The sequence below is a fragment of the Sinorhizobium sp. P24N7 genome (assembly GCF_042436655.1).
Taxonomy (GTDB): Bacteria; Pseudomonadota; Alphaproteobacteria; order Rhizobiales; family Rhizobiaceae; genus Sinorhizobium; species Sinorhizobium meliloti_A.
Window position 1 is genome coordinate 130,402 of sequence record NZ_JBHMIW010000011.1, and the last position, 18,326, is coordinate 148,727.

22 protein-coding genes are annotated in these 18,326 nt (G+C 62.9%); 18 read left to right on the top strand and 4 right to left on the bottom strand.

What is annotated here, in order from left to right; genetic code table 11:
* Positions 1–13: 13 nt before the first annotated feature.
* Complete coding sequence (locus ACFHWW_RS20210) at positions 14–826, bottom strand: quinoprotein dehydrogenase-associated SoxYZ-like carrier (protein WP_379940406.1); 813 nt, start codon at positions 824–826, stop codon at positions 14–16.
* Between the two features lie 173 nt (positions 827–999).
* Between ACFHWW_RS20210 and ACFHWW_RS20215 the strand changes: the two genes are divergently transcribed.
* The gene (locus ACFHWW_RS20215) at positions 1,000–2,058 is read left to right on the top strand and encodes a quinoprotein relay system zinc metallohydrolase 2 (RefSeq protein WP_379940408.1); all 1,059 of its coding nucleotides are present in this window, start codon (positions 1,000–1,002) and stop codon (positions 2,056–2,058) included.
* A gap of 122 nt (positions 2,059–2,180) precedes the next feature.
* Here ACFHWW_RS20215 and ACFHWW_RS20220 read toward each other — a convergent pair whose 3' ends face one another.
* The gene (locus ACFHWW_RS20220) at positions 2,181–2,822 is read right to left on the bottom strand and encodes a hypothetical protein (protein ID WP_379940410.1); all 642 of its coding nucleotides are present in this window, start codon (positions 2,820–2,822) and stop codon (positions 2,181–2,183) included.
* 170 nt (positions 2,823–2,992) lie between these two features.
* Between ACFHWW_RS20220 and ACFHWW_RS20225 the strand changes: the two genes are divergently transcribed.
* From ACFHWW_RS20225 to ACFHWW_RS20255, 7 genes are all read left to right on the top strand, one after another.
* The gene (locus ACFHWW_RS20225; RefSeq protein WP_127708498.1) at positions 2,993–4,120 is read left to right on the top strand and encodes an S-(hydroxymethyl)glutathione dehydrogenase/class III alcohol dehydrogenase; all 1,128 of its coding nucleotides are present in this window, start codon (positions 2,993–2,995) and stop codon (positions 4,118–4,120) included.
* A gap of 8 nt (positions 4,121–4,128) precedes the next feature.
* Entirely contained in the window at positions 4,129–4,959 is an 831-nt protein-coding gene (fghA, locus tag ACFHWW_RS20230) for an S-formylglutathione hydrolase (protein ID WP_379940412.1), read from the top strand.
* 13 nt (positions 4,960–4,972) lie between these two features.
* Complete coding sequence (locus tag ACFHWW_RS20235) at positions 4,973–5,383, top strand: cytochrome c family protein (RefSeq protein ID WP_100672565.1); 411 nt, start codon at positions 4,973–4,975, stop codon at positions 5,381–5,383.
* Positions 5,384–5,560: 177 nt separating this feature from the next.
* Positions 5,561–7,366 carry a lanthanide-dependent methanol dehydrogenase XoxF5 gene (xoxF5, locus tag ACFHWW_RS20240; RefSeq protein WP_100672564.1) on the top strand — a complete coding sequence of 602 codons (1,806 nt, stop codon included), beginning with the start codon at positions 5,561–5,563 and terminating at the stop codon, positions 7,364–7,366.
* A gap of 77 nt (positions 7,367–7,443) precedes the next feature.
* Positions 7,444–7,974, top strand: coding sequence for a c-type cytochrome, methanol metabolism-related (locus tag ACFHWW_RS20245; RefSeq protein WP_010975085.1), 531 nt, complete (start codon positions 7,444–7,446; stop codon positions 7,972–7,974).
* Positions 7,931–8,800, top strand: a complete 870-nt coding sequence (locus ACFHWW_RS20250) for a substrate-binding domain-containing protein (protein WP_100672562.1) — start codon at positions 7,931–7,933, stop codon at positions 8,798–8,800. Before ACFHWW_RS20245 ends, ACFHWW_RS20250 begins: the two co-directional genes overlap by 44 nt.
* Entirely contained in the window at positions 8,797–9,342 is a 546-nt protein-coding gene (locus ACFHWW_RS20255) for a PQQ-dependent catabolism-associated CXXCW motif protein (protein ID WP_100672561.1), read from the top strand. The genes ACFHWW_RS20250 and ACFHWW_RS20255 overlap by 4 nt, the downstream gene beginning before the upstream one ends.
* Positions 9,343–9,456: 114 nt before the next feature.
* Here the strand turns inward: ACFHWW_RS20255 and ACFHWW_RS20260 are convergent, their stop codons facing one another.
* On the bottom strand, positions 9,457–9,978 hold the full coding sequence (locus ACFHWW_RS20260) for a DUF3280 domain-containing protein (RefSeq protein ID WP_379940417.1): 522 nt from the start codon (positions 9,976–9,978) through the stop codon (positions 9,457–9,459).
* A 126-nt stretch (positions 9,979–10,104) separates the two neighbouring features.
* On the opposite strand from ACFHWW_RS20260, the gene ACFHWW_RS20265 reads away from it, so the two are divergent.
* The 10 genes from ACFHWW_RS20265 (at position 10,105) to ACFHWW_RS20310 (ending at position 17,789) form a co-directional block, all read left to right on the top strand.
* On the top strand, positions 10,105–11,292 hold the full coding sequence (locus ACFHWW_RS20265) for an ABC transporter substrate-binding protein (protein WP_379940419.1): 1,188 nt from the start codon (positions 10,105–10,107) through the stop codon (positions 11,290–11,292).
* Position 11,293: 1 nt separating this feature from the next.
* Positions 11,294–12,268 carry a YVTN family beta-propeller repeat protein gene (locus ACFHWW_RS20270; RefSeq protein WP_338284121.1) on the top strand — a complete coding sequence of 325 codons (975 nt, stop codon included), beginning with the start codon at positions 11,294–11,296 and terminating at the stop codon, positions 12,266–12,268.
* Between the two features lie 39 nt (positions 12,269–12,307).
* Positions 12,308–12,751, top strand: a complete 444-nt coding sequence (locus ACFHWW_RS20275; protein ID WP_033047678.1) for a hypothetical protein — start codon at positions 12,308–12,310, stop codon at positions 12,749–12,751.
* Positions 12,752–12,814: 63 nt separating this feature from the next.
* A complete protein-coding gene (locus ACFHWW_RS20280) occupies positions 12,815–13,786 on the top strand; it encodes an ABC transporter substrate-binding protein (RefSeq protein ID WP_018098060.1) in 972 nt (323 codons plus the stop codon).
* On the top strand, positions 13,779–14,540 hold the full coding sequence (locus tag ACFHWW_RS20285; RefSeq protein ID WP_164866750.1) for an ABC transporter permease: 762 nt from the start codon (positions 13,779–13,781) through the stop codon (positions 14,538–14,540). The genes ACFHWW_RS20280 and ACFHWW_RS20285 overlap by 8 nt, the downstream gene beginning before the upstream one ends.
* Positions 14,537–15,160 carry an ATP-binding cassette domain-containing protein gene (locus ACFHWW_RS20290; protein ID WP_379940422.1) on the top strand — a complete coding sequence of 208 codons (624 nt, stop codon included), beginning with the start codon at positions 14,537–14,539 and terminating at the stop codon, positions 15,158–15,160. The genes ACFHWW_RS20285 and ACFHWW_RS20290 overlap by 4 nt, the downstream gene beginning before the upstream one ends.
* Complete coding sequence (locus ACFHWW_RS20295) at positions 15,157–15,885, top strand: ABC transporter ATP-binding protein (RefSeq protein WP_100672555.1); 729 nt, start codon at positions 15,157–15,159, stop codon at positions 15,883–15,885. Before ACFHWW_RS20290 ends, ACFHWW_RS20295 begins: the two co-directional genes overlap by 4 nt.
* The gene (locus ACFHWW_RS20300; RefSeq protein ID WP_100672554.1) at positions 15,882–16,673 is read left to right on the top strand and encodes an ABC transporter permease; all 792 of its coding nucleotides are present in this window, start codon (positions 15,882–15,884) and stop codon (positions 16,671–16,673) included. The genes ACFHWW_RS20295 and ACFHWW_RS20300 overlap by 4 nt, the downstream gene beginning before the upstream one ends.
* Positions 16,674–16,793: 120 nt before the next feature.
* Entirely contained in the window at positions 16,794–17,363 is a 570-nt protein-coding gene (gene gfa / locus ACFHWW_RS20305; RefSeq protein WP_379940424.1) for an S-(hydroxymethyl)glutathione synthase, read from the top strand.
* 279 nt (positions 17,364–17,642) lie between these two features.
* Positions 17,643–17,789 carry a hypothetical protein gene (locus ACFHWW_RS20310; protein WP_275599651.1) on the top strand — a complete coding sequence of 49 codons (147 nt, stop codon included), beginning with the start codon at positions 17,643–17,645 and terminating at the stop codon, positions 17,787–17,789.
* On the opposite strand, the gene ACFHWW_RS20315 is transcribed toward ACFHWW_RS20310, so the two are convergent.
* Positions 17,758–18,324: a thioredoxin family protein gene (locus ACFHWW_RS20315; protein ID WP_018098055.1), complete on the bottom strand. Its 567-nt coding sequence runs from the start codon at positions 18,322–18,324 to the stop codon at positions 17,758–17,760. The genes ACFHWW_RS20310 and ACFHWW_RS20315 overlap by 32 nt on opposite strands.
* Between the last annotated feature and the right edge of the window lie 2 nt (positions 18,325–18,326).

Here is an 18,326-nt window from a genome sequence, read left to right on the forward strand (position 1 = left end):
ATTCAGCTCGCATTCAGGCGGGCGGCGTCTTCGGCAGGACCCGGTCGAAGACATTGCCGTCCGTATCGACCGCATGGACCGTGAAGTCCGGGGCACCATTGTCGGTATAGCTGAAACGGAAAACGGGATTTTCACTGATCGATATCCCGCCGTCGAGCGAGAACAGAAGCTCGTCTCCCTGCTTCACGACCAATTCGGTGATGAATTTCGCACCGACGAAGAGCTGGGTGATCTGGTCGCGCTGGAGACCGGAATAGTTCGGATGGCGGATCATGATCTGCGCCTCGCGGCGGGCTTTCTGTCCGTCCCCCTTGCCGTCGAAGAGCTTCAGCCGCATCTCTCCCATATCCTTCAGCGCCGCGACCGGGTCCTTTGTGGCAGGCGCCGAGCAGCCGCCGGATGCCTTGACGAAGCGGCCATTCATGAAAATGCCCCGCGGCGTTTCGGCGATCGCCCGGACGTTCGAATATTGGTTGACGCGCACGCGGGTTTCGAATTTCAGCGGTGCCATCGCGGGGCCGAAGCGGATTTCGGCGGCCACCGGCGCCGGGTTCTCGTCGATCACCAGCTTGAGGAATTCGATCGGATCCGCCGCGGCGTCCGTCTGCTCGATCGTGACCGGCACCGTCGCGGCGTCGTTGGCGCGGTAGGGCGCGGTGACGGAGAACAGGGTGGTGCCGTCGAGAATGGCCGCTTCGCCGACGACGTCGCCCTTCAAATCGCGCCAGGTCGCGCCGTCTGCTAGCGGGTTGTTCGGCTTCTCCGGCTCGGCAAGTGCGAGGCTTGCCGTCAGCATGGCGGGAATAAGCGCGAGAATGAGCTTCATGGTTCAAAGCCCCCTTTTTGGACAGGCTGCGAGTATCTTATAGCATAGAACGAGATGCCCGGGAGCAGAAGCGAGCCTTTCGGATATGTTGTCTGACGCGACCGGCGGCCGCAATCTTGTAGATCGCCGGGTTTGTGTATCGCCCACTTTTTCGAAAATGCCGGGGGCTCGAGGTGTTCGAAGCATTCGTGACGATGTGCATCCTTGCTGCAGCAGCACCTGACGCGCCGCCGAGCGAGATCTGCCGGGTGGCACTGCTGCCCGGCTTTGCGGCGGAGACGAAAGCGGGGTGCGAGCATGCGCTGCATTCCGTCACGCGCAAGCCGGGCGACTGGACCGAGAAGCCGCCATTTTGTGCCCCGAGGCCCAACTCGGCTCTCTCCTTCAGCGAGGCGGCCCCAGGGGTCTTCCTGCATCGCGGCCGGGTGGCGGAGCCGGATGCGGAAAACGGCGGCGACATGTCCAACTTCGGCTTCGTCGTGGGGTCGCGCAGCGTCGCCGTGATCGATTCCGGCGGCGCGCGCAAGCTCGGAGAAGAGATCTATCTGGCGATCCGCGAACGAAGTCGCCTGCCGATCAGTCATCTGATCCTGACGCACATGCATCCGGACCACGTCTTCGGCGCCGAGCCGCTCCGCGAGGCGGGAGCGGCAGTGGTCGGCCAGGCCAATTTGCCGCGTGCGCTCGCCGACCGCGCCGAAAACTATCGCGCAAGCTACGCCCGGCGGATCGGCGAGGCGGCCTTCCTGGGCAGCCGCATAGTCGCACCGGATCGGGCGATAGCGCAGCAGGAGGCGATCGACCTCGGCGGCAGGGTGCTGGAGCTGCGCGCCTGGCCAACGGCGCACACCTCTACCGACCTCACCGTCTTCGACCGGACGTCCGGTATCCTTTTCGCCGGCGATCTGCTGTTCGACAGGCACACGCCGGCCCTCGACGGATCGCTGCGCGGCTGGCTCGCCGCTCTTTCCGAGATGAAGGGGCTGGGCGCGCGGAAGGTCGTACCGGGCCATGGAGGGCCGCTGCTCGACTGGCCTGAGGCCGCCGCGCCGCTCGAACGCTACCTCCATGTTCTGGAGTCCGATACGAAGAAAGCGCTCGATGACGGCCTGGCGCTCGGGGAAGCAAGCGAGGTCATCGGTCGAAGCGAATCGGACCGATGGCGCCTGTTCGACCTCTTGAACCCGCAAAACGCCACGTCCGCCTATACGGAGATGGAATGGGATCCTTAGAGCACTCTCAGGAAAAGTGCGTAGGGCCTTCCGTGGGGAAGTGACCAGATTCAAAGCGTGGGGTGAGAAAAGCGGAATCGCTGCTCGGAAGGCACGATGCGCGGATCCGATGCGTTCAGGCGTCAGTCCGGCATATGCTTCAGCAGCATCTGTGCGATGGCATAGGCGCGTTTTTCCAGAAGCACCGGTGTTTCGCAGACATAGGTGAGCGCCTGCGAGCGATCGCGATAAATGCGCTCGTCCCAGTCGATCTGTTCCTCCAGCTTGTCGATACGGTCGAAGTCGGGGCTTTTCTCCCGCGAAAGCTTTGCCATCTCGACGCGCGCGCCCTCGATGCGGGACGAGAGCGCGATCTGGCTGCGGGAATAGCGGGCTATCCCCGTGATCAGCCGCTGGCGGGTCGCGGCGATATTGTCGAACACGCCGTAGAAGATGTTGCCGAGCAGTTGACCGTCGACCTGCTTGTTCCGCTCCACGAAAGCCCTGATATGCGCGTCGGCCTCTTCCAGGCTGACCCGGCGAAGCGATAATGCTTCCACGAGATCGTTTGCTTCGGGCGAAAGAGGCGTGCGGGTCACCGGCGCGGGCCACATCAGGCTCGCCGACAGGTTCTCGACTTTGCGCTGGATACAGGGCCAGTCGGGATCGGAAAAATCCATTGCTGCTGCGACGCCGGGGGCTTGGGTCAGGCAAAGCGCCAGACCGATCGCCAGGTTGAGCGGCAAACCGCGCATCCGGCGAAGCGCGTGACAGGCGACTCTCATTCTTGATGTCTCCGTGTTCTCACGGGCGTCAGTATAGGGTGACCGGGGACGAAGCCAAAGGTCGCGTTTTACACACTAAGGTCGCAATTGTCTTTGTGCTTTGGCCCGTCTGTAATCTGTGTACAAGCCCTCATAAGGGGCCCTTACATAACGTAGTACCGGAGGAATCCATGCGCACTCGCGCTGCTCTGGCCGTTCAGGCCGGAAAACCCCTTGTCGTGACCGAAGTCGAGCTCGAAGGCCCCCGGGCCGGCGAGGTGCTGGTCGAGGTGAAGGCGACCGGCATCTGCCATACCGACGATTTCACGCTGTCGGGGGCCGATCCGGAGGGGCTGTTCCCGGCGATCCTCGGTCATGAGGGCGCCGGCATCGTCGTCGATGTCGGCCCCGGCGTCACCTCGGTGAAGAAGGGCGACCACGTCATCCCGCTCTATACGCCGGAATGCCGCTCCTGCCCCTCCTGCCTCAGCCGCAAGACCAATCTCTGCACCGCCATCCGCGCCACCCAGGGGCAAGGGCTGATGCCGGACGGCAGCTCGCGGTTCTCGATCAACGGCGACAAGGTCCACCACTATATGGGCTGCTCGACCTTTTCGAACTTCACCGTGCTGCCGGAGATCGCGCTCGCCAAGGTCAATCCGGACGCCCCCTTCGACAAGATCTGCTATATCGGCTGCGGCGTCACCACCGGCATCGGCGCGGTGATCAACACCGCCAAGGTCGAGATCGGCGCCACCGCCATCGTCTTCGGTCTCGGCGGCATCGGACTCAACGTCATCCAGGGGCTTCGCCTTGCCGGCGCCGACATGATCATCGGCGTCGACCTCAACAACGACAAGAAGCCCTGGGGCGAAAAGTTCGGCATGACCCACTTCGTCAATCCGAAGGAGGTCGGCGACGACATCGTGCCCTATCTCGTCAACCTGACGAAGCGCGGTGCCGACCAGATCGGCGGCGCCGACTACACCTTCGACTGCACCGGCAACACCAAGGTCATGCGCCAGGCGCTCGAAGCCTCGCATCGCGGCTGGGGCAAGTCGGTGATCATCGGCGTCGCCGGCGCCGGCCAGGAGATTGCCACCAGGCCGTTCCAGCTCGTCACCGGCCGCACCTGGATGGGCACCGCCTTCGGCGGCGCGCGCGGGCGCACCGACGTGCCGAAGATCGTCGACTGGTACATGGAGGGCAAGATCGAGATCGATCCGATGATCACCCACACCATGCCGCTCGAGGACATCAACAAGGGGTTCGAGCTCATGCATTCCGGCGAGAGCATTCGGAGCGTGGTCCTCTATTGAGCGCGAAGATGGAACTCGTAACGCAAAGCCAATGTTTCGGCGGAACCCAGTCCGTGTACCGCCACGCCTCCGAGGTTTGCGGTGTCGAGATGGCATTCGGCCTCTACATGCCGCCGCAGGCGCGGACGCGTTCGGTGCCGTTGTTGTGGTATCTCTCGGGCCTGACATGCACGCATGAGAATGCCATGATCAAGGCGGGTCTGCAGCGGCACGCGGCCGAGCAGGGGCTGGCGCTGGTTTTCCCCGACACCTCGCCGCGCGGCGAGGGCGTGGCCGACGACGAGGCCTACGATCTCGGTCAGGGTGCGGGCTTCTATGTCAATGCGACGCAGAAGCCCTGGTCGCCGCACTATCGCATGTATGATTACATCGTCACCGAATTGCCCGCTCTTCTGCAGGATCAGTTGCCGCTGAACGGGGTCAACGGGATCACCGGGCATTCGATGGGCGGCCACGGCGCGCTGACGATCGCCTTCCGCAACCCGGAACTGTTCCGCTCCGTTTCGGCCTTCGCGCCGATCGTCAATCCGACCCGGTCGGACTGGGGCCGCAAGCAGTTCTCCGCGTATCTCGGCGACGACGAGGCCGACTGGGGCAGCTATGACGCCTGCCTGCTTCTCGGCGAGCTCGGCTGGCATGGCGATATCCTGATCGATCAGGGCGCGGCGGATCAGTTTCTGGACGAGCTGCAGCCCGAGGCGATGGCCCGCTTGCTGGCGGAGCGGCGGCAGGCCGGCGTCGTCCGGCTGCAGGCGGGTTACGATCACAGCTATTATTTCGTGGCGAGCTTCGGCGAGGACCACGTGCGCTGGCATGCAGAGCGGCTGAACGCCGCGTAAGGGAGAGGAAAGAATGGCTTTTAGACTTGGTACCCGACTGACCGCTTTCGTCCTGTTCGGTGGAATTCTTGGCGCTGCCGCGCCGGCTCTTGCTCTGGATCCTTCGGTCGGAGATCCCGGTGCAGGCGAGAAAGTCTTCCGCAAGTGTCAGGCCTGTCATGCCGTCGGTCCGGATGCCAAGTCGAAGACCGGACCCTTGCTGAACGGGATAATCGGCCGGTCGGCCGGCAAAGCCGAAGGCTACGCCTACTCGCCGGCAATGAGCAAGGCGGCCGAGGCAGGGCTTACCTGGACGCCGGAGAAGATCGCTGAGTTTCTGACCAGTCCGAAGGGCTTCCTACCCGGCACCAAGATGACCTTTGCGGGTCTGCGCAAGGATCAGGAGCGCGCCGATATAATCGCATATCTGGCAACCTTTCCCTGACCGAAGAGGAGGAAGCGAAAACAAGGACAGAAGCAAGTTACCCCTGAAGCAGACGGAGCTTTCTCCAGCAGCAGGGGCAGAGTCGCAAGCCGATACCGGGAGATGAGGAGACCGCGAGGTTTTCCCGGAGCGAGCGGGTTCAACGGCCCTATCGGCAGCACCCAAGAGGAGGATGAAATGAAACGACTTCTTACAATGCTTGCCATTTTGTCGATAGGCGGCGGTGCACAGGTCGCTTTCGCCAACGATGATTTGCAGAAGCTCATCGATGACCCCAATCAATGGGCTATCCAGACCGGCGACTATGCCAACCTGCGCTACTCCAAGCTCGACCAGATCAACAAGGACAACGTAGGCAAACTTCAGGTTGCCTGGACCTTCTCGACCGGCGTTCTGCGTGGTCACGAAGGTTCGCCGCTCGTCATCGGCGACCTGATGTACGTCCATACGCCGTTCCCGAACACGGTCTACGCGTTGGATCTCAGCAAGGACGGCCAGATCGTCTGGAAATACGAGCCGAAGCAGGATCCGAACGTGATCCCGGTGATGTGTTGCGACACCGTCAATCGCGGCGTGGCCTATGCGGATAACAAGATCTTCCTGCATCAGGCCGATACGACGGTCGTGGCACTCGACGCCAAGACCGGCAAGGTCATCTGGAGCGTCAAGAACGGCGATGCCACCAAGGGCGAGACGAATACCGCCACCGTCATGCCGGTGAAGGACAAGATTCTCGTCGGCATATCCGGCGGCGAGTTCGGCGTCCGCGGTCACGTGACGGCCTATTCGATGGCAGACGGGAAACTCCTGTGGCGCGGTTACTCCATGGGGCCCGACAGCGATACGCTGATCGATCCTGAAAAGACCACCCATCTGGGCAAGCCGGTCGGCAAGGATTCCGGCCTCACCACCTGGGAAGGCGATCAGTGGAAGATCGGCGGCGGCACGACCTGGGGCTGGTACTCCTACGATCCGGAAGAAAATCTGGTATATTACGGATCCGGTAACCCTTCGACCTGGAACCCGACCCAGCGGCCGGGCGACAATCGGTGGTCGATGACCATCTTTGCGCGTGATGTCGATACCGGCATGGCGAAATGGCTCTATCAGATGACGCCCCATGACGAATGGGACTATGATGGCGTCAACGAGATGATCCTGACCGAACAGCAGATCGACGGCAAGGACCGCAAGCTGCTGACCCACTTCGACCGGAACGGCTTCGGCTATACGATGGACCGCGTCACCGGCGAGCTGCTCGTGGCCGAGAAGTACGATCCCACGGTCAACTGGGCGACTGAAGTGGTCATGGATCCGAAGTCCGACAAATACGGTCGGCCTCAGGTCGTGGCACAGTATTCGACGGAGCAAAACGGCGAAGACACCAACACCACCGGCGTATGCCCGGCGGCACTCGGCACCAAGGACCAGCAGCCTGCGGCCTATTCGCCGAAGACCGAGCTGTTCTACGTGCCGACCAACCACGTCTGCATGGACTACGAGCCGTTCCGGGTAAGCTACACCGCCGGCCAGCCCTATGTCGGGGCCACGCTGTCGATGTACCCGCCGAAGGACAGCCACGGCGGCATGGGCAATTTCATTGCCTGGGACAACAAGGAAGGCAAGATCAAGTGGTCTCTGCCGGAGCCGTTCTCGGTCTGGTCCGGCGCTCTGGCAACAGCCGGCGACGTGGTCTTCTACGGAACGCTCGAGGGTTATCTGAAGGCGATCGACGCGGCAACCGGCAAGGAGCTCTATCGCTTCAAGACACCTTCCGGGGTGATCGGCAACGTGATGACCTATGCCCGTGACGGCAAGCAGTACGTGGCCGTGCTTTCGGGTGTCGGCGGCTGGGCCGGTATCGGTCTGGCAGCGGGCCTGACCAACCCGACTGAAGGTCTCGGAGCCGTCGGCGGCTACTCGGCCCTCAGCAACTACACCGCACTCGGCGGCACGCTTACCGTGTTCAAGCTGCCGGAATAAGAGGCAATCTTCGCCCGGGAGTTGGGGGGGGCTCACACGCCCGCGCCAACTCATATCAGCCCCCAAAAGGACGCAAGATGACCAGATCAAGACCAGCCGTACCGATGATCCTCGCCTTTTTGACGTTTATGGCGAGCGCCGCAGGCGCAGAAGATGCGCCAAAGGACAACATCACCGCTGTGCGCGACGAAAACGGGCGCTACTACACCGCCGATGACGTTCCCACTTTCAAGATCGCCGAGGACGGCACGGTCGACTGGCTCACCTATTCGGGCTTTCGCCGCTATCACTCGGAATGTCACGTCTGTCATGGCCCGGAGGGCGAGGGGTCGAGCTATGCGCCGGCCTTGAAGACCTCCGCGATAAACATGGACTACTACGATTTCGTCGATGTCGTCACGAACGGGCGCAAGAAGGTGAACGCTGCCGAGAACTCGGTGATGCCTGCCTTCGGCGAGAACGTCAACGTGATGTGTTATCTCGACGACATCTACGTCTATCTGAAAGCGCGCGGAGCCGATGCGCTGCCGCGCGGACGTCCGGCCAAGAAGGAAGCGAAATCCGATGCGATCAAGGAAGCTGAAACGGCTTGTCTCGGTCACGAGTAGCCTTCTGGCAGGCGCCGGCGCTCTGTTGCTGGCGGCCGCCGGCTCTCAGCCGGCGGTAGCGCAGACATCGGACCTGGTGTCGAAGACGGCTTTTCGGGTCTGTGCCGATCCGGCCAATCTGCCGATGTCCGATCGGTCGGGTAAGGGATACGAGAACAGGATCGCCGAACTGATGGCATCCAAGCTCGGGCTGCCGGTGGAATACACCTGGTTTCCGATGGCGACCGGCTTCGTGCGCAAGACCCTGCAGGCCAATGCCTGCGATGTGGTCATCGGTTTCGCCCAGGGCGACGAGCTGGTCCTGAACACCAACCATTATTATACCTCGTCCTATGTGCTGATCGTTGCCTCGGAAGGTCCGCTGGGCGGCGTCACGACGCTTGCCGACCCTCTTCTCAAGGACAAGCGGATCGGCATCGTCGCGGGAACGCCGCCGGCGACCCATATGGCGAGAAACGGACTGCTGCCCAAGGCGAAGGGATATCATCTGATGGTCGACCGGCGCTATGAGGATCCGGCCGACGACATGCTCGCCGACCTGGAATCCGGCGCCCTCGACGCAGCCATCCTCTGGGGGCCGATCGGCGGGCCGCTCGTCAAGGCAAGCCACCCGAAGCTGAAGGCGACCCCGCTCCTGTCGGAGACCACCCCGCCAAGGCTCTTCTACCGCATCACCATGGGCGTGCGGCAAGGCGAGAAGGTCTGGGAGCGCAAGCTCAATTCCCTCATTCGTCGCAATCAGTCCGAGATCAACGCGATTCTCGCCGAGGCCGGCGTGCCGCTCCTGAACGACATGGGAACCGGCCCGCTCGAGGCGCAGCAATGACCCGCCAGTGGCTCCATTCGCTGGTCCTGCTCCTGTTTGCCGCCTTCCCGGCGGCGGCGGCCGAGGAGCCTGCGGGCTACCGGGAGAGCGAATACCGCGCCGAGGTGCCGGCGACGCTTTCCGGCGCGACCGTCGTGTCGACCGAAGCCGCCCATGCATTGTGGAAAACCGGTCAGGTGGCCTTCATCGACGTCCTGCCGCAGCCGCCGAAGCCCGCCAACCTGCCCGAGGGAACGGTCTGGAACGAGAAGCCGCGGCTGTCCATTCCATCTGCCTTATGGCTGCCGAATGTCGGCTATGGCCGGCTGGCCGACGTCATGCACGCCTATTTTCGCGCCGGCCTGGAAAAGGCGACCGGTGGCGACAAGAGCCGGCCGGTGCTGTTCTTTTGCCTCGACGGCTGCTGGATGTCCTGGAATGCCGGAAAGCGCGCCCTCGAATACGGCTACACCCACGTCTTCTGGTATCCGCAGGGCACCGATGGCTGGACGGCGGCCGGCTACCCCACGGAGCGCATCGAGCCGGAGCCCGGCGGCCGGTGAAACGAGGGAACGTATCGGAGGACTGCAATCTCTCCTCTTCGCGTCATCCCTGTGACGAGCGCTCAAACAGGCGGCGGGTATCCCGAATCTCAAAAGGCCTTAATCGGGCATCCTTCAGGATTTGAAGAAGTGGTTTTTCAGGATGTAGCGGATGCCGCGCAGCCAGCTGTCATCGGTGTTCGAGCGGATGTCGACGGCAAGGCCGCGCAGCATCTCGCCGGAGTCCACGTCGCGCAGTACGAGCTCCACCGATAGGATAAGGTTGGAGATCTTACGCACTTCGCCGACCAGCACATAGTCGGCGCCGAGCCGCTTGCCCATACTCAGGTCGCAGCCGTTGCAGTCGGCCGGATTGACCGTGCTGGCGAGTTCGGCTGCCACTGGCTCGTTCGTGAGAATGACGAAGCCTTCCTGAACGAAGCGGTCGCGCGCCGCGTTTTCCATGAGCTCGAGCCGCGCGGTCTCGTCGGCGCGCACCCCGTTATAGGCCCCCTCCGTCGACAGATCGATGAATGTCATGCCGAGGAATGCGACCTTGGCGCCCGGCGCCAGCGGCTTGTCCAGCGCAGCACGAGCGAGCGCCGGCGACAGGGCCAGAACAAGGATCGAGACAACGACTGTCAGGATGTGCCGCATGACATCCAGCCTAGCACACGCATGTCGCTAAACTACGCTCCTTAAGTATCGGTTTTGCCACACCTACTGCGCTGTTAGTCTCCATCTCCGAGGGAGTGTCAGGGAGATTGGGAGGTCGTTCCGGCAATGCCTAACCCATCGCTTTTGCATGTCGTTTTCTGGGTGACGGTGTTTGTTACGTCTCCCGTGCAGGCGGCGGAGGTGAAGACGGCTGTGCTGCGGATCGATCGTGTCGTCGGTCCGCCGATCTCGCGGCTCGATGCGCCGCCCGCCGATCTGGGCTTTGCCGGCGCCATGCTTGGCAACGAGGACAACCGGACCACCGGCGCCTTCACCGGCATGGACTACACCGTGAAAACGCAGGCGGTTGCGCCGGAAGAGGCGGAGGCGGCGCTCGATGGGCTGAAGGCGGAAGGCATCGGCCTCATCGCGGTGATCGCAGAAGGCGACGTACTGAAGGCGCTCTCCGACAAATCCGGGCCGGACGTGCTGCTTTTCAATGCGGGCGCTCGCGACGACGGGCTGCGCGATGCCGATTGCCGGGCCAATGTGCTGCACGTCTCGCCGAGCCGTTCGATGCTCAGCGACAGCATCGTTCAGTTTCTCATGTGGAAGAAATGGCCGCGTATCCTGCTGATCCACGGCTCGCATCCCGAAGACAAGCTGCTTGCCGACAGCTACCGCAAATCGGCCGCCAAGTTCGGTGCTGAGATCGTCGAGGAGCGGGAGTTCGTCGACACCGGCGGCAGCCGGCGCACGGATACCGGTCATGTCTTGGTGCAAAAGCAGATTCCCGTCTTCACCCAGGAGGCCGAGGAATATGACGTGATCGTCGCGGCCGACGAGGCTGGCGTTTTCGCGCCCTATCTGCCCTATCACAGCTGGGATCCGAGGCCGGTCGCGGGCTCTGCGGGCCTGCGTCCGGTCTCCTGGCATCCCGCCCACGAGGCCTGGGGTGCGACCCAGTTCCAGCGCCGCTTCGAAAAACTCACCGGCCGCTACATGCGCGAGGAAGATTACCAGGCATGGCTTGCAATGCGCGTGATCGGAGAGGCGGTGACGCGGTCCGGCAAGGCCGACCCGGGGAGCGTGCGGGCCTACGCCCTTTCCAAGGATTTCGAACTGGCTGCGTTCAAGGGCCAGAAATTGACCTTCCGCACCTGGAACGGGCAGTTGCGGCAGCCGGTCCTTTTGACCGAGGGCCGGGTGACCGTTTCCGTATCGCCGCAGGACGGCTACCTGCACCAGCATTCGCCGCTCGACACGCTGGGCATCGATGCGCCCGAGACAGCCTGTCACGCATTTGGAGGATAAGATGCTCAGACCCGCACTGGCGATTGTGTCCGCCGTTCTGCTGTCTGCCGGTTCGGCCGAGGCCAACAAGGTCTTCGTGAGCAACGAGCGCGGTAACAACATAACCGTGCTCGACAGTGAAAGCTGGGAAGTGATCGCCACGTTCCCGGCCGGAAACAGGCCGCGCGGCATCACCATCAGTCCGGACGGCAAGGAACTTTACGTCTGCGCGTCGGATGACGACACCGTCAGGGTCTTCGATCCCGAGACCTATAGGGAACTGCACACGCTGCCGTCGGGTCCGGATCCGGAACTTTTCGCCCTCGATCCTTCCGGCAATCCGCTCTACATCGCCAATGAGGACGACAATCTCGTGACCGTCGTGGATGTCAAGACGCACCAGGTACTGGCTGAGGTGCCGGTCGGGGTCGAGCCGGAAGGCGTCGCGGTCAGCCCGGATGCCAAGACGATCATCAATACGTCCGAAACCACCAATATGGCGCATTTCATCGACGCCTCGACCTACAAGATCGTGCACAACGTGCTGGTGGATCAGAGGCCGCGTTATGCGGAGTTCACGGCAGACGGCAAGAAGCTCTACGTCAGCGCCGAGATCGGGGGTACCGTTTCGGTGATCGACGTGTCGGCGGCCGAGCCGAAAATCACCAAGAAGATCACGTTCGAAGTCCCGGGCGTCCTGCCGGAATGGCTGCAGCCGGTCGGCGTCAAGGCCACCAAGGACGGCTCGCGCATCTTTGTGGCGCTTGGACCCGCAAACCGGGTTGCAGTGATCGACGGAGCGACGGACGAAGTGCTCGACTATCTGCTCGTCGGGCAGCGGGTCTGGCAGATGGCATTCACGCCGGGCGAGGAATTCCTGATCACCACCAATGGCAATTCCAATGACATCAGCATAATCGACGTGAAGGCGGAAAAGGTGATCCGCTCGGTTCAGGTGGGCGAGCAGCCCTGGGGCGTCGTAGTCGCGCCGGATTGAAGCGGAGCAATGGGCAAATACCAATGGGGAGGATTCATCGTGCATAAATCGGTTCTTGCGGCGCTCGCCGCGCTCTTTCTGGCGAGTCCGGCCGTTGCCGCGCCGCTTTGCAGCGACCTCGGCTTTGCCGGGCTGCTGGCCAAATGCAATCGGGGAGAGCCGATCGAGATCACGCTTGCGTCCGGAAAGCCGCTCGGCAAGGGTGCCATTACGCTCCAGTCAGGCGCATACTACGAAATGCAGATCACGGCGGACGGATCGGCGGAGCTGGCGATCACCGGTGCGCCGTTCTTCCGTGCGATCTGGATGAACGAGATCGTCGTCAACGGCATCGAGGTGCGCCCAATGGCGATCGACAGCCTGGAATTCGACGAGGCCGGGACTGCAACGCTGTCTTTCATCGCCGTCAAGCCGGGCAGCTACGAAGTGAAGATTCCGGAATCCTCCGGCGACAGCCAGAAAGTATCGATTTCCATACAGTGAAACGGTGCCCGAGAAAGTCCGCGGGACAGGGTGCCCGAAGGCGGCGGTTCCGGGGAGGAAGAGATGAAAGTTATTCGACTGTTCATGGCCGCTTGCCTGTTCGCATTCGGACCGGCTGCGGCCTCGGCCGACGAGTTGCCGCAATTGCGGGCGGCCATGCTGGCATCGGGAACCGTCAACTGGGAAATCTCGACAATCAAGACCCACGAATTCGACCGCAAGAACGGCTTCGAACTGGCCGTGCAGGACTATGCGGACAACGGCGCGACGCGCGTCGCCTTCGAGGGCGGCGAGGCCGACACGATGGTGGCCGACTGGATCTGGGTGGCCAACCAGCGTGCCTCCGGCAAGGATTATGTCTTCATCCCCTATTCGCGCGCGGTCGGCGGCCTGATGGTCAAGGATGAAAGCGGCATCAAGGCGCTGCCGGACCTTGCCGGCGAGAAGATCGGCATTGCCGGAGGTCCGCTCGACAAGAGCTGGCTGATCCTGCGCGCCTATGCCAAGCAGCAGCATGGCATGGATCTCGCAGCCGAAACCGAGCAGGTGTTCGGCGCTCCGCCATTGATCTTCAAGTCGGCGCTTGCCGGCGAGACGGCGGGTACCATCAATTTCTGGCATTTCCTCGCGAAGATGCGGGCCAAGGGCATGCATGAACTGGTCTCCGTCTCGGATGCGGCGGCGGCGCTCAAGCTCGATCCCGATACGCCGCTCCTCGGCTACGTGTTGAAGGGCGAATATGCCGCGACCCATCCGGAAATCGTGAAGGGGCTTTACAAGGCCTCGCGCGCAGCCAAGGATCTGCTGCGCGAGAACGATGAGGTGTGGGAGGAATTGCGGGACAAGATGAATGCGGCCGACGACGCAGAATTCATTGCGCTACGCGACGGCTATCGCGCCGGCATTCCAAGCGGCAAGCCGATCGACGAGGCGGCCGCCGACCGTTTTCTGCGGCTGATGGCGGAACTTGGTGGAGAAGAGCTCGTCGGCAAGGCGACAAGCCTGCCCAGTGGATTGTTCCTGCACCTTGAATAGAACGCTGCAACATCCTGCCTTGGTGCGCGCATTGTCGCTGGGGCTGCTGTTGCTCTTGTGGATAGCGGCCGCCGGCTTCACGGATGACGCGTCGGTCCTGCCCCAGCCCTGGACGCTCTGGGCACCCTTCGTGCAAGCGGTCAGTTCCGGCGCCTTGCCCTATCACCTGGGCATGACGCTCTGGCGCGTGATCTGCGCATTCGTGCCGGCCATGGTGATCGGCGTGGCGATCGGCTTTCTGATGGGGCGCGTTGCCGCGGTCGATCGATGGCTCGACCCATGGCTCGTCGTGTTTCTCAATCTGCCGGCACTGGTGCTCATCGTGTTGTGCTACATCTGGATCGGTCTCAACGAGACGGCCGCCATCACCGCCGTCGTGCTCAACAAGATCCCGAATGTCGCAACGCTTCTGCGCGAGGGCGCGCGGGCGCTTGACCCGGATCTCGACTCCATGGCGGCGGTTTACCGCATGCGTCCGCTGGCGCGGCTGCGACACGTGATCATGCCGCAGCTTGCGCCTTTCATTGCCGCTGCCGCCCGATCCGGCATTGCGGTGATATGGAAGATCGTGCTGGTGGTCGAGTTTCTCGGCCGCTCCAGCGGGATAGGGTTCCAGATCCATTTCTATTTCCAGCTTTTCAACGTTGCCATGGTGCTGGTCTATGCGCTTTCCTTCATCGGCGTGATGCTGCTGGTGGAGGCTTTCTTCCTGCAGCCGGCCGAACGCCGGGTGCGGCGCTGGAGGACGGCGTGATCAGGATCGATGTCAGACGAAAGGCATTCGGCGAAGAGGAGGTCCTGCGCGACATCCGCTTCGAGATGGAGATCGGCGAGACGGTCGCCATCCTCGGTCCGTCGGGCATCGGCAAATCGACGCTGCTTCGGCTCGTCGCCGGCATCGACACCGCTTTCGACGGCGAGATCACCCGGCCGGAAAACATTGCCATGGTTTTTCAGGAGCCTGTTCTTCTGCCGTGGAGAAGCGTCATCGAGAACCTGACATTGGTGCATCCGCAACTCGGGATGCAAGCTGCACTCTCAGCGCTGGAGCGGACCGGCATCGCCGACAGGGCCGCGCTCTATCCCGGCCAGCTGTCGCTCGGCCAGCAGCGGCGGCTGGCGCTGGCGCGGGCCTTTGCCGGTCGGCCGGAGCTTCTCGTCCTGGACGAGCCCTATGTGTCGCTCGATCCTGCGATGGCCGAGGACATGCTGGCCCTGACCGAGGCGCTGATCGCGGAAACCGCACCTGCCGTCATTCTCGTGACCCATTCGGAAGCCGAGGCGCGGCGGCTTGCCCGGCGCTGCCTCCGCCTTGCCGGGAAACCGGCGACGATTATAGAAGAGTTTGCGGCGGCGCCGGGAAGGGCATCATGATCGGGCTCGACATCAGCCATGTCAGCTACAGCTACGGAAAATCACGGGCGCTGGACGATGTCAGCTTCTCCGTCACGACCGGTCGGTTCTGCGCGCTGCTCGGGCCGAACGGCGCCGGCAAATCGACGCTGTTCGCTCTTCTGACGCGGCTGCTCGCGACAAGGGCCGGCACGATCGGCGTGGCCGGCTTCGACATTGCGCGCGAGCCGCGTGCGGCGCTCGCGCGCATCGGAGTGGTGTTCCAGCAACCTACGCTCGATCTCGACATGTCGGTGCGCCGAAACCTGCGCTATTTCGCCGGGCTTCATGGTTTGTCGGGGCGGCAGGCCGCTGTGGCGATCGAAGCGGCGCTGACACAGCTCGGCATGGCCGAGCGGGCCGACGAGCAGGTGCGTGCGCTCAACGGCGGTCACCGGCGGCGCATGGAGATCGCGCGGGCCTTGATCCACAAGCCGCAGATATTGCTGCTCGACGAGCCGACCGTCGGACTGGACGCTGCCTCCCGGCAGGCGATCACCGATCATGTGCATCTGCTTGCCGCGAGCGGCCTTGCGGTTCTCTGGGCGACGCATCTGGTCGACGAGATCCGGCCGGAGGATCAGGTCGTCGTTCTGCATCGCGGCAAGGTGCTGAGCGACGGCACCGCCGCGGAACTTGCGGGCGGGCAGGGGCTCGCCAAGGCGTTCCTGTCGATGACGGCCGAGAACCGGGAGGTTTCGGCATGAAGGCATGGCTGGTCGCGCTTTGCGCAATCGTCACCCGCGAAAACCTGCGCTTCGTCCGCCAGCGCGGGCGGTTTCTGGCGGCACTCGTCCGCCCGCTCGTCTGGCTGATCGTCTTTGCCGCCGGCTTCCGCGCGGCGCTCGGCGTGTCGATCATCCCGCCCTACCAGACCTATATCACCTATGAGGTCTATATCCTTCCGGGGCTCTGCGGCATGATCCAGCTCTTCAACGGCATGCAATCGTCGCTGGCGCTGGTCTATGACCAGGAGATGGGATCCATGCGCCTCCTGCTGACCTCGCCCCTGCCGCGCTGGTGGCTGCTGTTCTCGAAGCTTCTCGCCGGTGTGATCGTCTCCATCCTGCAGGTGGCGGTGTTCCTGGCCATCGCTGCGCTGACCGGCATCACCGTGCCGCCCGTCGGCTATGTCGCGGTGCTGCCCGCCCTCCTCATCAGCGGATTGATGCTCGGTGCCTTCGGCCTGCTGATATCCTCGACCGTCCGGCAACTCGAGAACTTTGCCGGCGTCATGAACTTCGTGATCTTTCCGATGTTCTTCCTTTCCTCGGCACTTTATCCGCTCTGGAAGATGGCCGAAAGTTCGCCGCTGCTGCGCGACATCTGCGCCCTCAATCCGTTCACCTACGCGGTCGAACTGATACGCTTCGCGCTTTACGGCGAACTCAACCTGACGGCGCTCGTCTGGGTCGGCGCGTGCTTCGTCCTGTTCATGCTCGCCGCCCTTTGGGGCTATAATCCGGCCCGCGCCATGCTCCGGTCGAAAGGCTGAGCCCTGCCCTTGCTGGGGTGTTCGGCGCCGAAAACCGACACTTTCCGCTATATTGCCGCGAGCCGCATTTCAACTGATCCTGCTTGTGAACGAAGGACGTTCAAAGCCGAGGAGGAACCAATGCTCAAGCTACATCCGTCCATCGACAACGGCTTTCCGCCTGCCAGTCCGGGCTTTGCCGGCGGTACGCTGAAATGCAAATGCGCCACAAATCCGGTAACCGTGCGGATCGGCTCGCAGACGGCGCACAATCATGCTTGCGGCTGCACCAAATGCTGGAAGCCCGAGGGTGCGATCTTCGCCCAGATCGCCGTCGTCGGCCGCGACAACGTGAACGTCACCTCAGGTGCGGAGAAACTGCAGGTCGTCGATCCGAGCGCGACGATCCAGCGTTACGCCTGCCGCGATTGCGGCACGCACATGTATGGCCGGATCGAAAACACCAAGCATCCCTTCTACGGCCTCGATTTCGTCCATACCGAACTCAGCGACGAAACGGGCTGGTCGCCGCCCGAATTCGCGGCCTTCGTTTCTTCGATCATCGAAAGCGGTGTGAACCCGGAGAGCATGCCGGAGATACGCGCAAGGCTGACCGAACTCGGCCTGCAGCCCTATGATTGTCTGTCTCCGCCGCTGATGGACGCGATCGCCACGCATATCGCCAAACAAAGCGGCGCCCTGCCGGCCTGACCTGTTGAACATTGGGGACTCCGCTCCACCAGCCGACCGTCTCCTCCCTCGGACCCCGCCCGTCGCCTCTTATTGCAGAGGCATTTCGACGGGCGGGGGCTGAGGCGTTTTCGCGTCCGCATTGGAGGAGCCGCACATCCCCGGCCTTCATTCCTGTGCTTGTCACAGGAATCCAGCCAGCCAAGTCCTTGGGCTGAATGAACTCTTCCCGCGCGCCGCAGACGCGGCGTTGCTGGATCTCCGTGACAAGCACAGAAGATGAGGTGAAAGGAGGGACCGATGCAGTTCCTCGCCAGAGTTCGTGCGGTCAGAGAAGACGAAACGGCAAGCCTTTGGTCGGCTGTCTGCATCGGGGCAGGTCAGAAGGCGCGTGGCGCGATGGTGGGCGGTTCCATCAAACCTGAAAAGCCGAAATCTTCCATTTGATGGTACACCCTATGGAAGGCTGCTGCTCGGCCGGGCCCTTGCCGAACAGCGCGACCATGACCATGGCCTCGTAGAGATCGCGTCGCAGATCGGCGGGGCCGATCTCCTTGCGCGATGCGTCCAGCCGCCCGCGATATTGCAGCTTCATGTCCTTGTTGAAGCCGAAGAAGTCGGGCGTGCAGACGGCGCGGTAGGCTTTGGCGACGGATTGGTCCTCGTCGTGGAGGTAGGGAAAGGGCAGGGCGTTTTGCGAAGCGAAGCGCTTCATGTTTTCGAACGAGTCCTGCGGGTAATTGCCGGCGTCGTTGGAGTTAACAGCCACGAAGCCGATCCCGTGAGCCCTGAGGTCGATGGCGTCCCGGACGATCCGGCCGATGACCGCTTTCACATAGGGGCAGTGATTGCATATGAAGGCAACGACCAGCCCTTTCGGGCCGGCCTGGCCGAATATGGTGCGGGTGAAGCCATCGACGCCGGGAAGCGTGGCGTCGATCGCTGGCCAGCCGAAATCACAAAGGGGTGGTGTAGCGGCCATGG

Coding starts and splice junctions, on each gene's coding strand:
- ACFHWW_RS20210 (WP_379940406.1), bottom strand. CDS start 826: ATGAAGCTCATTCTCGCGCTTATTCCCGCCATGCTGACGGCAAGCCTC.
- ACFHWW_RS20220 (WP_379940410.1), bottom strand. CDS start 2,822: ATGAGAGTCGCCTGTCACGCGCTTCGCCGGATGCGCGGTTTGCCGCTC.
- ACFHWW_RS20225 (WP_127708498.1), top strand. CDS start 2,993: ATGCGCACTCGCGCTGCTCTGGCCGTTCAGGCCGGAAAACCCCTTGTC.
- fghA (WP_379940412.1), top strand. CDS start 4,129: ATGGAACTCGTAACGCAAAGCCAATGTTTCGGCGGAACCCAGTCCGTG.
- ACFHWW_RS20235 (WP_100672565.1), top strand. CDS start 4,973: ATGGCTTTTAGACTTGGTACCCGACTGACCGCTTTCGTCCTGTTCGGT.
- xoxF5 (WP_100672564.1), top strand. CDS start 5,561: ATGAAACGACTTCTTACAATGCTTGCCATTTTGTCGATAGGCGGCGGT.
- ACFHWW_RS20245 (WP_010975085.1), top strand. CDS start 7,444: ATGACCAGATCAAGACCAGCCGTACCGATGATCCTCGCCTTTTTGACG.
- ACFHWW_RS20250 (WP_100672562.1), top strand. CDS start 7,931: ATGCGATCAAGGAAGCTGAAACGGCTTGTCTCGGTCACGAGTAGCCTT.
- ACFHWW_RS20255 (WP_100672561.1), top strand. CDS start 8,797: ATGACCCGCCAGTGGCTCCATTCGCTGGTCCTGCTCCTGTTTGCCGCC.
- ACFHWW_RS20260 (WP_379940417.1), bottom strand. CDS start 9,978: ATGCGGCACATCCTGACAGTCGTTGTCTCGATCCTTGTTCTGGCCCTG.
- ACFHWW_RS20265 (WP_379940419.1), top strand. CDS start 10,105: ATGCCTAACCCATCGCTTTTGCATGTCGTTTTCTGGGTGACGGTGTTT.
- ACFHWW_RS20270 (WP_338284121.1), top strand. CDS start 11,294: ATGCTCAGACCCGCACTGGCGATTGTGTCCGCCGTTCTGCTGTCTGCC.
- ACFHWW_RS20280 (WP_018098060.1), top strand. CDS start 12,815: ATGAAAGTTATTCGACTGTTCATGGCCGCTTGCCTGTTCGCATTCGGA.
- ACFHWW_RS20295 (WP_100672555.1), top strand. CDS start 15,157: ATGATCGGGCTCGACATCAGCCATGTCAGCTACAGCTACGGAAAATCA.
- ACFHWW_RS20300 (WP_100672554.1), top strand. CDS start 15,882: ATGAAGGCATGGCTGGTCGCGCTTTGCGCAATCGTCACCCGCGAAAAC.
- gfa (WP_379940424.1), top strand. CDS start 16,794: ATGCTCAAGCTACATCCGTCCATCGACAACGGCTTTCCGCCTGCCAGT.
- ACFHWW_RS20310 (WP_275599651.1), top strand. CDS start 17,643: ATGCAGTTCCTCGCCAGAGTTCGTGCGGTCAGAGAAGACGAAACGGCA.
- ACFHWW_RS20315 (WP_018098055.1), bottom strand. CDS start 18,324: ATGGCCGCTACACCACCCCTTTGTGATTTCGGCTGGCCAGCGATCGAC.